This is a genomic window from Bilifractor sp. LCP21S3_A7 (genome assembly GCF_052118825.1).
Taxonomy (GTDB): domain Bacteria; phylum Bacillota; class Clostridia; order Lachnospirales; family Lachnospiraceae; genus Bilifractor.
Genome location: NZ_JBQKGL010000011.1, coordinates 44,642 through 56,733, shown reverse-complemented (window position 1 = coordinate 56,733; position 12,092 = coordinate 44,642). Strand labels below are relative to the sequence as shown.

15 protein-coding genes are annotated in these 12,092 nt (G+C 49.7%); 2 read left to right on the top strand and 13 right to left on the bottom strand.

The genetic code is table 11. From position 1 onward, the window contains the following. Positions 1-61 precede the first annotated feature (61 nt). Entirely contained in the window at positions 62-901 is an 840-nt protein-coding gene (locus tag ACTQ1O_RS10895; protein ID WP_441487265.1) for a PocR ligand-binding domain-containing protein, read from the top strand. 132 nt (positions 902-1,033) lie between these two features. On the opposite strand, the gene ACTQ1O_RS10890 is transcribed toward ACTQ1O_RS10895, so the two are convergent. From ACTQ1O_RS10890 to ACTQ1O_RS10860, 7 genes are all read right to left on the bottom strand, one after another. Next, a complete protein-coding gene (locus ACTQ1O_RS10890) occupies positions 1,034-2,629 on the bottom strand; it encodes an ABC transporter substrate-binding protein (RefSeq protein WP_441487264.1) in 1,596 nt (531 codons plus the stop codon). Between the two features lie 65 nt (positions 2,630-2,694). Next, complete coding sequence (locus ACTQ1O_RS10885; RefSeq protein ID WP_441487263.1) at positions 2,695-3,459, bottom strand: ABC transporter ATP-binding protein; 765 nt, start codon at positions 3,457-3,459, stop codon at positions 2,695-2,697. After that, the gene (locus ACTQ1O_RS10880) at positions 3,437-4,249 is read right to left on the bottom strand and encodes an ABC transporter ATP-binding protein (protein WP_441487262.1); all 813 of its coding nucleotides are present in this window, start codon (positions 4,247-4,249) and stop codon (positions 3,437-3,439) included. Before ACTQ1O_RS10880 ends, ACTQ1O_RS10885 begins: the two co-directional genes overlap by 23 nt. Before the next feature lie 4 nt (positions 4,250-4,253). After that, positions 4,254-5,099, bottom strand: coding sequence for a nickel transporter permease (gene nikC / locus ACTQ1O_RS10875; RefSeq protein WP_441487261.1), 846 nt, complete (start codon positions 5,097-5,099; stop codon positions 4,254-4,256). Further along, positions 5,092-6,036 (bottom strand): ABC transporter permease, encoded by a 945-nt coding sequence (locus ACTQ1O_RS10870; RefSeq protein WP_441487260.1) that lies wholly within the window; start codon positions 6,034-6,036, stop codon positions 5,092-5,094. Before ACTQ1O_RS10870 ends, nikC begins: the two co-directional genes overlap by 8 nt. After that, positions 6,033-6,824 (bottom strand): class I SAM-dependent methyltransferase, encoded by a 792-nt coding sequence (locus ACTQ1O_RS10865; protein ID WP_441487259.1) that lies wholly within the window; start codon positions 6,822-6,824, stop codon positions 6,033-6,035. Before ACTQ1O_RS10865 ends, ACTQ1O_RS10870 begins: the two co-directional genes overlap by 4 nt. 21 nt (positions 6,825-6,845) lie before the next feature. Next, entirely contained in the window at positions 6,846-7,577 is a 732-nt protein-coding gene (locus ACTQ1O_RS10860; protein ID WP_441487258.1) for a class I SAM-dependent methyltransferase, read from the bottom strand. A gap of 127 nt (positions 7,578-7,704) precedes the next feature. Here ACTQ1O_RS10860 and ACTQ1O_RS10855 point away from each other — a divergent pair, with 127 nt between their 5' ends. Beyond that, entirely contained in the window at positions 7,705-7,905 is a 201-nt protein-coding gene (locus ACTQ1O_RS10855) for a hypothetical protein (RefSeq protein ID WP_441487257.1), read from the top strand. Between the two features lie 88 nt (positions 7,906-7,993). Here the strand turns inward: ACTQ1O_RS10855 and ACTQ1O_RS10850 are convergent, their stop codons facing one another. The 6 genes from ACTQ1O_RS10850 to ACTQ1O_RS10825 all read right to left on the bottom strand — a co-directional run bounded on the left by ACTQ1O_RS10850 (position 7,994) and on the right by ACTQ1O_RS10825 (position 11,899). Then, a complete protein-coding gene (locus ACTQ1O_RS10850; RefSeq protein ID WP_441487256.1) occupies positions 7,994-8,200 on the bottom strand; it encodes a hypothetical protein in 207 nt (68 codons plus the stop codon). Beyond that, the gene (gene yaaA / locus ACTQ1O_RS10845; RefSeq protein WP_441487255.1) at positions 8,178-8,972 is read right to left on the bottom strand and encodes a peroxide stress protein YaaA; all 795 of its coding nucleotides are present in this window, start codon (positions 8,970-8,972) and stop codon (positions 8,178-8,180) included. The genes ACTQ1O_RS10850 and yaaA overlap by 23 nt, the downstream gene beginning before the upstream one ends. Next, positions 8,969-9,424, bottom strand: a complete 456-nt coding sequence (gene bcp, locus ACTQ1O_RS10840) for a thioredoxin-dependent thiol peroxidase (RefSeq protein ID WP_279198689.1) — start codon at positions 9,422-9,424, stop codon at positions 8,969-8,971. The genes yaaA and bcp overlap by 4 nt, the downstream gene beginning before the upstream one ends. A gap of 347 nt (positions 9,425-9,771) precedes the next feature. Beyond that, a complete protein-coding gene (locus tag ACTQ1O_RS10835; protein WP_441487254.1) occupies positions 9,772-10,164 on the bottom strand; it encodes an NUDIX hydrolase in 393 nt (130 codons plus the stop codon). Between the two features lie 38 nt (positions 10,165-10,202). After that, entirely contained in the window at positions 10,203-10,427 is a 225-nt protein-coding gene (locus tag ACTQ1O_RS10830) for a hypothetical protein (protein WP_441487253.1), read from the bottom strand. Positions 10,428-10,645: 218 nt separating this feature from the next. Beyond that, positions 10,646-11,899, bottom strand: coding sequence for an ATP-binding protein (locus tag ACTQ1O_RS10825; RefSeq protein ID WP_441487252.1), 1,254 nt, complete (start codon positions 11,897-11,899; stop codon positions 10,646-10,648). Positions 11,900-12,092 lie beyond the last annotated feature (193 nt).

Here is a 12,092-nt window from a genome sequence, read left to right as displayed (position 1 = left end):
GATATCCAAAATATCCAATTGATAAATGATATCTGTTATTAAAAGCGAGGTTAAGGAAACCATGATTTCTACTTTCAATCGGACAAAGCTGAATTCCCTTCTCCAGGATTTTTACCGGCTCACGCCAATCCGTATTACTGTCTTCGATGATCAGTTTACAGAGCTGGCCTCCTACCCGGAGCACATTGCGCCGTTCTGCCAGATCGTCCGCACGGATAAAGAAGGATATGAGAACTGTAAAAAATGTGACAGACAAGCCTGCCTGCGCGCCGCGAAGCAACGATCCCCATACACCTACCGCTGCCATGCGGGCCTCACGGAGAGCATCACACCGCTATATCTCGGAAACATTATCATCGGCTACCTTCTGTTTGGTCATGTATTTGCTTATCCCTCCCATGAAACGGGATGGAAAATAATCGAAGAACAGTGCAGGAATTACAAGGTGGATAAAGAACTTCTGAAAAAAGAGTGCTTTTCCATGCCGCTTCACTCAGAGGCTTATATTACCTCTGCCTCCCACATTCTGGAGGCAGTTGCAAGTTACCTCTGTCTGGAGCGCATGGCGAGCCTGCGCAAGCAGGAGCTTCCCGTACAGATTGACGAATATATTCAGGCTCATTTTCTAGAAGACCTGACGGCTAAGGATATCGCTGAAAAATTTGGAATTGGCAGAACGCAATTATATGAGATCGCAAAACAGAATTATGGTACAGGGATTGCAGAACATATCCGGATCTTAAGAATAGAAAAGGCGAAACAGCTTCTGGAAGACAGAAGTCTTCCTCTGGCTGAAATCGCCTCTCAGTGTGGATACAAAGATTATAACTATTTCATTACTGTGTTCAAACGTACCGTGGGTGTATCACCCAGGAAATACCAGTCCGGCTTTACCAGTTAATGACACGAGGCAGGATTTAAAAACAGTGTTTATGTAACAGAATAAATCCCCAAGTGATAACCATACGCCCCGATTCGCTTTGAACCGGGGCGTATGGTTTGCTTAAGTATGTTTTGCTTAGATTTGCTTAGATTAGTTGATATCCAGATCCGCAGTGACCTGATAGTAATCGCTGGCGTGAGCGGTATAACCCGTCACATTGCTCTTGGAGATCATGTTCATTTGCAGAAAGGAGCAGAAGACAAATGCGTTGTCATCGAGAATCGCCTGCTGCAGGCGTACGGCCAGCTCACCCCGTTTGGCGGTGTCGAACTCGGTTGACAATTCTTCAATCATAGCACTGACTTCCTTGTTCTCATAGGCGCCAAAGTTGTAGCTCATACCGGGCATGCAGCTGGTGGTAAAGAAATACTGAGGATCACCGGACGGGGCGGTGACTAGAGCGGAGGCATAAATGTCCCAGCTGTTCATATCAGCAAGGAAATCCCGACGGTTGGCGGTACAGTTGATGTCCACATCCATGCCGATCTCCTTCAGGGTAGCCTGCACAGATTCGGCAAGCAGAGGCAGCTCCTGACGGCTGGGATAGGTCAGCCATCGAATGGACAGCTTCACGCCGTCCTTCTCCCGGATGCCGTCGCCGTCGGTGTCCACCCAGCCGGATTTTTCCAGAACTTCCTTTGCTCCTTCAGGATCGTAGTTTTCTGTAGTAACCTTCTCCCCGCCAAAATTTGAGAAGCCGTTGGGGAATGCGCCATTGGCGGGAACGCCGTGGCCATCCAGCATGGTCTTCACAAAGCCTTCCTTGTTGATGCCCATGGCAATGGCTTTCCGAACAGCCGCGTCCTGAATGATGGGGCTGGTCATGTTCATGGAGACGAAAAACGCCCGTGAGGTCTGAATGGAGGAGAACTGATAGTCGTCGTTTTCAAAATTGGGGTAAGCCTCGTATGCCATGCCGTAGGCGGCGTCAATGTCTCCAGCCTGTAAAGCGGCGGACAATGTATCGCCGTCGGACAGAGTGCGAATGGTCAGCTCGTCGATCTTGGGAGTGCCGTTCCAGTAGTTTTCGTTCTTGGTCAGTGTCAGGTGATCGTCCGTGACCATATCCTCCACCACATAGGGTCCGGTGCCGACAACGATCCCTTTATCAAAGTCGCTGGCATCCACATCGATGATGCAGCCGTAAGGATCGCCAAGATAGTTCATGAGCGCGGGGTTAGGCTCGCTGGTGGTAATGGTCAATACCTGACCGTCCGCCTTGATATCCGTGATCTTTGTGTCACTGGGGGCTCGGTCATGGTTCGCAAGCAAATGTTCAAGACACTGCTTCACCGCTTCACCGTCCATTTTCCGTCCGTTGGAGAAGGTAACGTTATCCTGCAAGGTTATGGTCCAGGTGCAGTTACCGTCATTTTCCCAGGACTTTGCCAGCCAGGGTTCCAGCTCCATGGTGTCGGTGTAATGCACCAGCGTCTCACCGATACCATAGCGGATGCAGGCCCAGCCGTTGTAGGTGCGATGAGGATCGACGGTTTCCTCCCAGTTTTCAGAGTTGAAGGTGGTGTCGCCGATGGTCATAACTTTCCTGTCTGCGGAGGCTTTCTGCCAGGAAGCATTGCTGCCACTGTCAGCATCAGGTGCCTGCGCCGGGGTGTTGCTGCCGCAGCCAGTCAGCAGAGAAACGACAAGACAGGCAGCCATAATCAGGGAAAACGGCTTTTTCATTTTATATTTCCTTTCTTCAAATGTAATATGTGGAAGCCAGTCACCTGGCCCGGCACCAATGAGTATTACAGAACGCTGTCGATCAAGCGCTGAGTGTACGCATTCCTGGGATGTTGAATGACTTCGCCGGGAGTACCCTCCTCCACAATGCCGCCGTGATACATCACCAGCACCCGGTCACAGAACTGCTGCACAAGAGAGATGTCGTGGCAGATGAACAGGATGGACAAGCTGTTTCCCTGTTGGGAACGAAGCTCATTCAGCAGTTCCAATATTTCCTTCTGAACAGTCACATCCAGCGCGGAGGTGGCTTCATCACAGATGAGAATCCCCGGCTTCACAGCAAGAGCCCGGGCGATGGCCGCTCTCTGGCATTGTCCTCCGCTGACCTGATGGGGATAGCGATCCGCAAAGTCAGCAGAAAGCCCGCACTTCCCCAGAAGCCGCTCCACTTCCTTGCGTGTTTCCTTACGGGACATTCCGATATTCCGCAGACTCTCCCCAATGCCGTCGCCCAGAGTCCGGCGAGGGTCAAAGGAATCTGTGGGAGTCTGGAACACCATCTGCATTTTCCGGTAGACCTTACGAAGTTCCTTGCCTTTCAGATGGGTAATCTCCGCACCCTCCAGCAGAATACTCCCTTCTGTGACATCCAGCAGCCTGGTGATCAAATTCACTGCAGTCGTCTTGCCGCTTCCGCTTTCACCGATAATACCTAAGCACTCACCAGGACGGAGGTCAAAGCAAATGCCGCTGACCGCGGTGAAATTCTCCTGCCCGCTGCGGGAAAAGATCTTTGTGAGATTTTCAACTTTTAAAATCGGTTCCATCTCCTTTCCTCCGTAGTCTCGGCACTGCGGAAAGAAGCTGTCGGGTATACTCTGCCTGTGGGCTCCCAAGTACCTGACGGGTGTCGCCATACTCTACGGCTTCCCCGTTCTTCATCACCAGTATCTTATCTGCCATGGCCCTGATAACCCCTATGTTGTGGGTCACCAAAATCATGGCCGTACCGTAAGTCTTTCTCACCAGCAGCATCTCGTCCAATACCTGTTTTTGCACCGTCACATCCAACGCGGAAGTCGGCTCGTCCGCGAACAATATGCCGGGATTTAAGAGCATTGCCGCCGCAATGCCCACCCGCTGCTGCATTCCGCCGGACAGCTCAAAGGGGAAGCTCTCCAGCACCCGTTCTCCGTCTCCGTCTTCAAAACCCAGCTTGCCCATCAGCTCTATGGCACGCCGGTGAAATTCTTGTTTTGAAATCTTTCCATGCTCGGTCATCGTCTCGTAGAGCTGTGCGCCGATGGTGCGAATGGGGCAGAAGGAGCTGCCCGCGCTCTGGAAGATCATGCCCAATTCCGGTCCGTTGAGTTTGCGAAGTTCTTTAGCGGGCAGATCAGGAAGATTTTTTCCCTTGTACCAGATGTCGCCCCGGGTCACCATTCCGGCATCGCCCAACAGACCCATGGCGGCTTTAATCAGGGTGGATTTTCCGCAGCCGCTTTCGCCTGCAATGCCAAGGATTTCACCGGGCTCCAGGGTGAAGCTCACATCCTTTACAGCCAGAAAGCCGTTATAGGAGATACCTACATGGTCATATCGCAACAATTCTGCCATACCGTTACCTCCCCTTGGGATCTGCGTAGTCCCGGATTGTGTCGCCCAGCAGGTTGAAGATCATAACAGAAAGGAAGATCGCGATGCCGGGAGAAAAGGTAATCCAGGGAGAGATGGTCATCAGGCTCCGGGTGTCGCTCATCATGCTTCCCCACTCCGCAATGGGCGGTTTCGCACCCAGCCCTAAGAAACTCAGTGCCGCCAGCTCCATCATCATGGTGCCAATATCCAGCACGGACGTCACCAGAATCGGACCGATGATGTTGGGTAGGATGTGCTTGAAAATGATCTTGCCCGTGCTGCTACCGGAGAGCTTTGCCGCCTTCATCCAGACTGTTTCCTTCCGGGCAAGGGTCTGACTCCGGGCGATCCGGGCATATTTGGGCCAGGAAATCACCGCCAGAGCGATAATGGCATTTTGTAATCCACCTCCCAGCACACCCGCTACCGCCAGTGCGAACACCAGTCCGGGGAAAGCAAGGAACAGATCGGAAATCCGCATAAGCACCGTATCCAATGCTTTGCCGTACCAGCCGCAGACCACGCCCACGGCGGTTCCGAAAGCGGTGATGATCGCAACCAGCAAAAGGGTGGAAAAAATACTGGTTCGGCTGCCCACTATAACCCGGGACAGCATATCCCGTCCGTAGCGGTCCGTGCCCAGAAGATGCTCCGCACAGGGTGGCTGTTTGGCGATGCTCAAATTCTGCAAATAAGGGTCATAGGGAGCGAGATACTCCGAGAAAAGGGAGCAGACAATTAACAGCGCAGCGAGTGTGCCGAAGACGATAAGACGTATTTTTACGCTGCCTTTTTTGATTTTCTGCTTCCGTATGGTAACTTCACGCATCCGCACGCATCCCCAGTCGAATTCTCGGATCAAGGGCATGGTAAAGCAGGTCTGTGATCAGATTGACCAATACGTAGATGATTGCCATCCAGACCACATAAGCCTGAATCATGGGATAGTCACGCATGGTGATGGCATCCACCGCCAGCTTCCCCACGCCATCCCACATAAAAATACTCTCAATAATCGCCGTACCGCCCAGAAGACTTCCGATGGACAGAGCCAGCAGCGTGATGATGGTGAGCATGGAGGATTTCAGCACGCTTTTCCAGAGGATAACGGAACTGCGGACACCTCTCGCCTTTGCGCCGATGACGTAATCCTTGTTCAGCTCCTCCAGCACCGCAGCCCGCACCTGCCGCATGTACTTGGCAGACATGGCAATGGCAAGAGTCAGGGTAGGCAGCATGGCGCCCTGGATACTCAATCCCTTGGAAATAACGGGAAGTATTCTCAGTTTGATGGAGAAAATCTGCATGAGAAGCAGCGCCACGAAGAAGTTGGGAAGGGAATTTCCCACGAAGCTGAAAAAACGCAGAACGTAGTCTGTTAGCTTATCATGGCGCACCGCCGTCAGAACCCCCAGCGGAATGGAAATGACCACCGTCATGGCTATAGACAGCGCGGTAAGGAGCAGCGTCGCCGGGAGCTTTGAAATAAACGTCTGAAATACATCCTTCCCGGATATATAGCTCACGCCCATATCGCCCCGCATCATACCGCCCACCCAGGCAAGGTACTGGACGAGAAAGGGCTTATCCAGACCTAGCTCCGCCCGCTTCGCGTCAATGATCTCCTGTGACACCGCACCCTTATCGCCATAAAGCTCGGTAATAGCATCGCTGCCCGCCGCGCGCATCATAGCAAAAGACAGAAAAGTGATGCCAATTAGGACAGGTATCAATTGTAAGAATCTGCGTAAAACGTATTTTTTCAAATTGCAGCCCCCACTTTACAGCCCTCCACCAGGAACATAGGTGTGGAGGCATTGTTGATCCGCTCTTCTCTCGTCCAGACCTGTTTCCAGATTTCCGTATCGGCATTTGCCTGCATTCCCATCCCCCGAAGCACATCCAGATCCCACGCAGGGCGATGAATCCTGGAAAGCGGGGTCTGACGGGCGATGGCTTCCATGGCATCCACATCCGTTCCGGCAGTTTCGTCCCGGACATCTGAATCCTGAAGGTTCTTCCTGTCCAGTGCGTGTGCTGCCTGGTCATTCTCGTCCCAGAGGTAGCGGTACCAGTTAGCGTCAAAATTCAGGAGCAGCCCGCCGGGTTTCAGCACCCGCATCCAATGGGCATAGGCTTTCTCCGGGTTTGGCAGATTCCATGTGACGTTCCGGGTCACCAGCACATCAAAGGAAGCCGCCCGGAAGGACAGTTCCTCGGCATTCATCTGCAGGAAATCGATCTTCTCCGCCAGCGCCCCTGCGTTGCGCTTCGATTCCTCCAGCATGGAGGCGGTATAGTCCACCGCTGTCACCTGATAGCCCAGCTCCGCCAGAATAATGGCGAAGAAACCCGGGCCGGTGCCTACATCCAACACGCGGATCCGCTTCGGGTTGGTATTGGGAAACCGGGCGGCAATGCGCCGGGAGATCAGCCCTCGCCATACCGTTTTCTGGCTGGTTGCCAGCTCCTCCTGATTGACCCCGGAGTAACCGGAAGCCCTGTTTGTCCAATAGTGGATATTTTCTTCTTCATAGGTTGCAAACTGTTTCATGGCAAAAGTGCCTCCGATTTCTTATTTCTGAGCTACAATCCCAAACATGGGGGCAGCAGTCAGATCCAGTTCTCCCAACAGACGCTGACCAACCTGTGTGTCCATCTGACATTTCACAAAGCCTGTTCTTGTCAAAAGCTGCGCATCCCACGCCGGTCGGGATTTCCCAATGTCCATCGAAAGCGTAATGTCGTCATTTTCCTTCTGTAAGACATCCGTCATGCCCACATGTCCGTACGGGCTGTCCGGGGCAACCTTTCGGTTCTGGATGCTGTGGCTGCGCACATGAGAAGCGTAGTCCGCATCAAAATTCAAAAGCACCCCGTCGGGTTTCAACACTCTAAACCACTCGGCATAGGCGCTGTCCGGATCAGGAAGCGTCCATGTAAGATTCCGGCTGATGACCACATCAAAAGAATCATTGGGATAATCCAAATTCTGAGCGTCCATTTCCCGGAAAGTGATATCGAGATTCCGCTGTTTTGCCAGAATCCGGGCTTCCTCCAGCATGGCAGGGGTAAGATCAATTCCCTCCACACGATGCCCCTGCTCCGCCAGAAGCACGGCGAAAAAACCAACGCCGGTGCCCACGTCCAGAATGTCCAGCTTTCTCCGCTCCGGCAGGAACCGTTCGATCTCATGGAGCCACCTTTGCCCCATTTCATTTCCCAGCTCGTTCTTACGCACGGTTCCAAAATCGTGGGAACGCTGTGTCCAGTATTTCTTCACACGTTCTTCCATTTTCACATCCATATTTCCATCCTTCCTCCGACAATTCACCATAAGCAATCATTGGCTTCCCCTTTTCATGCCTGATGAATTAACGGCCGGTATTATTGGTGTAACAAAAATTTTCCTTTTACAGAAGCCCCCTCGGGGGATGAAATTTTACGAGCCGACGGAACTGACCGATAAACTGAACCTCGTTGTGGGGCTGATACAGGACGGCACGGAAATCAGCCTTTACCATGCCTTCGGCCATATCCTTCCCGCTACCGGGTGGATTCCGGAATTTCACCGGTTAGAAACGTGCGCCGCCGGGCGCACCAAAATGGCGGGCTGTTTTCGAAAGATCTTTTGACCTCTTTCGAAAACAGCCCGCTTTTTCATTAAAGATTAAATGTCAGCAAAGTACAGGGTGACCGATTCTCCGCATCTTCACCGGATTTTTATTCTTCAAAAAATACTCTCTTTGAAATATCTTCCGGATCCTTGGGCCCCGGAAGTTCCGCAATACCACCGAAAGGCATCTGCGCAACCAGCTTATAGCTGTCCGGCAGATGGAACATCTCACGCACAGCATCATCAATAACCGGATTGTAATGCTGGAGTTTACATCTCTTCGATATATTTCTAGTGTTCCCTGTCAGCTGCATGGTTCTTAGCTGCTTTCTTTCCGGGAATTTCTGTGCGCACGAAAACAAATTCTGTATCCGACGAGCGGTCAGGATCAAAATGATAGCCGCTCCAGTTAAATGTTTTCATCTGCTCCGGGACTTCGGCATGGATGCCTGCCATAAATCGAACCATCTCGCCCCTGGCCATTTTAGCATATACGCCCTTCTGGACAATCTTGCCTCCCTCCGGCTCACCGAAAACACAGGTAATAAACCGGTCCTCAGGCTTCAGATATTTTTCCAGACACCTGGAATATTCCTTCGAAGCCAGATTAATGATGATCCCGCTCTCGTCCCGCACTTCCCGATAAAGACTGTCACCCCAGAAGTCATACAGATTCTTATATTGGTCAAATGATACCTTTGCCTGCATTTCCAAACGGTACGGTACCACACCGTCCAGAGGCTTTATGACACCATAAAAGCCGGACAGGATGCGCAGATGCTCCTGTACATACACATACTGACCATCTTCGAATACAGCAGGTGCCATATAAGTGTACTGAATCCCGTCATAAGCAAGAATCGCAGGCGTGAGATTCTGCCGCAGATCCATATGATGAAACCGCTCGGAGTTCTGAAGGGCGATCTTATCGTTACAGGCCCAGAGTATCTTCTGCTGCTCATAGGAAAGACCCCTGATCCAGACCATTAGTCTTTCTGTTTTCTCAAGAAACGGCGGAAGCTCTGTACACGTAAAGGAATCCGTGTCCACCCGCATCTGCTTCGCCGGAGAGATGATGATCCTCATGACAATTCATCCAGCATCTGTGCAGGATTGTCGGCAGCCTTCACCTTACCGAAGGCTTTCACAATGATGCCATTCTCATCGATCAGGTAGGTCGTCCGGACAACACCCATCGAGACCTTGCCGTAGTTCTTCTTCTCTTTCCAGACATCGTACGCCTGGATCACTTCTTTTTCGGGGTCCGAAAGCAGAGTGAACGGCAGGCCGTACTTCTCCTCAAATTTCTTATGCGAAGCAACACTGTCCTTGCTGACGCCGAGAACGACGGCGCCCTTCTCCCGAAACTGCGGATACAGCTCGCCAAACCCACAGGCCTGCCTGGTACAGCCTGCCGTCATGTCTTTCGGGTAAAAATACAGAATTACCTTCTCTCCACGATAGTCCGAAAGGCTGTGCATCTCTCCATTCTGGTCCGGCAGAGTAAAATCCGGTGCTTCTGTTCCAATATTCAACATCTTACATTCCTCCATAGTGCAGATCTGAGGCCGTCTGAATGAATACGGCCAGGTTTCTTATGCCCATTTTCACCCTCCACGATTTTCTTTATTTACTGCTTGACTTTTTATTAGCAGGCTATTGCATAATAAAGTCAGCCTACTGCTCCTGAAACTGCCTATCTGCCCTGGCCAGCCAGGAATCCACATGAAAGGAAAAATGATCCGGCATTAAAGCGTAATTCCAAGTTATCTGTCGCCTGTTCACCACTATATTTGCCGCTGAAAATCCCTCCGTTCTGATTCTTGGCGGAGGGATTTTCCATTACCCGAGTTCGCAGTCATTGACCGCCTGCGCATCTCGATGGTTACATAAGTAATCCCTTCGATTTCAAATCTGAAAAAATCAACTTATCAACCGGAGAAATCATATCTTGATCAGAACTGGTCAACCATCGCAGTTCTTCTATTTCTGAAGCTGCTTTTAATTCTCCCTTGAATTCTGCCGTGTAACAAGTCATGCGAACAACTACTCCCTCGGCATGTCCATGGGCCTGTGCTTCAAATACTCCGTAGAGTTTTGCTGTTTCAGGTTTGATGTTCACCGACAACTCTTCCTTGATTTCTCTAACCAACGTTTCTATATCCGTCTCGGTGCCCTCACGTTTTCCTCCCGGAATATACCATGTGTCCTTGCCCTTCGACCTTGAGCTTAAAATTTTTCCATCTGACAAATATAGATATGCGATCTTATCAATCATGTGAATTCCCCCATAACAATGTCCATTTCTCATGGATCTTATTGTATCATGAATTTCGCAAAACCTTCACTTGTAAAATCTGTAAAATATCTTCCGTTTCTATATCCATGGAATTCTCCGTACGTAAATGAAGTATACATGTAGCCGTCATCCTTTGTTGCCCGGATCATCTTCCGCACTACATCGCTCAGCTCTTTCTGCATATCTGTCAAATTACACTCCACCGTAATTCCGGTAGTTCTGTCATGAATTGAAGCATCCACATGATCGTCTGCCATCTGAGCAGACTAACCAGAGCGCGAACTGGAAGAAGGATGATTCGGAATATCAACAGAAATATGAACCCAATTATGCGAAATACCTTCATATCTGATTATGAGAGACCGAACGGGAAATACCGAACACTTTCGTGTCAGAATTTCTGACATGAAGGTTTTCATTGACCAATCCGGGATTATTACTCTCGCTTTGTGTCGCCAGATTATAAATCCATGCTGTCAGGATTCAACAGGAAGTCAAAAACACTCATCACCAACACACCTTCTTCATTGTAAAGCGGTGCTATGGCATCTTTTGTGATTATGATTTTCTTGAACCCATCGCCTGTATTGACCAGAGAACGTTGTTCCTGCTGCATTTTCTTTTCATCATGCATAGCAAATGCCGACTGAATATAGTAACGTTTGGAACCTTTATTGCAGACAAAATCAATCTCTAGTTGCTTTCTTATTTTTTTACCTGTCTGATCTGTTTCATTCATCACAACGACGCCTACATCGACGTTATATCCTCTGACTTTCAGTTCATTGAAAATGATATTCTCCATCGCGTGTGTTTCTTCGACCTGTCGGAAATTTAATCTTGCATTTCGAAGACCCAGGTCCGTGAAATAATACTTGGATGGTGTATCAATATATTTCTTACCTTTTATATCGTAGCGAATTGCACTGTCAATCAGGAAAGCGTCTTCAAGATAATCGATATAGCGTTTGATCGTCATCTTACTGATAGTCGTATGTTTTACGCTCTTAAAAGTTGCACACAGCTTGCTCGGATTCGTCAGAGAGCCGATGGAAGAGGACAGAATATTCAGAAGTTCTTCCAGCTCCACTTTATTTCTGACATTATTTCTCCCGATAATATCGGAGATATACGTCTCCTCGAACAGAGATTTCAGAAAATCGCCCTTCTGATCCGGCGTGGTAAATGTGAGTACTAACGGGATTCCTCCATAAAGCACATAATCACGCCATCCATCCGCTTTCTCACCCTCATACACAGACATAAACTCCGCAAATGTCAGCGGATACATATGCACTTCATCACCACGCCCGCGGAACTCTGTAATGATATCTTTGGAAAGAAATTTTGCGTTGCTGCCTGTCACATAGACATCAACGTTTTTCCTTCGCACCAGGCTATTCAGAATGGACTCAAAATCTCCGAGAAGCTGCACCTCGTCCAACAGCACATAGTATTGATCCTGGTCGTTAATTCGTTCGTTCAGATAAGGGAAGAATATTTCCGGATCCCGATACTTTTTATTCTCATAGGCATCAAAAGCCATCTCTATAATATGATCGTCCGGAACCTGGCTCTTCCTGAGATACTCTCTGAACAACTCAAAAAGCAGATACGATTTTCCGCATCTGCGAACCCCGGTAATGACCTTAATCAACCCATTATGACGCTTGGAAATCAGCTTGTTCAGATAGGTATTCCTGCGAATTTCCATTTTCATCATCCCTGTCTAATAATGATACAAAAATGCGGAATCCGCATTTTTGTCCATTTACATTGTAGCCCGCATCACACTGGTCGTCAACACTTCATGTGACATTTTTGCGGATTCCGCATTTTTGTCCATCTTATATGAATTGACGTTTGGTCGCTGATACTATATAGGAGCCAGGATGGCTTTTCAATAT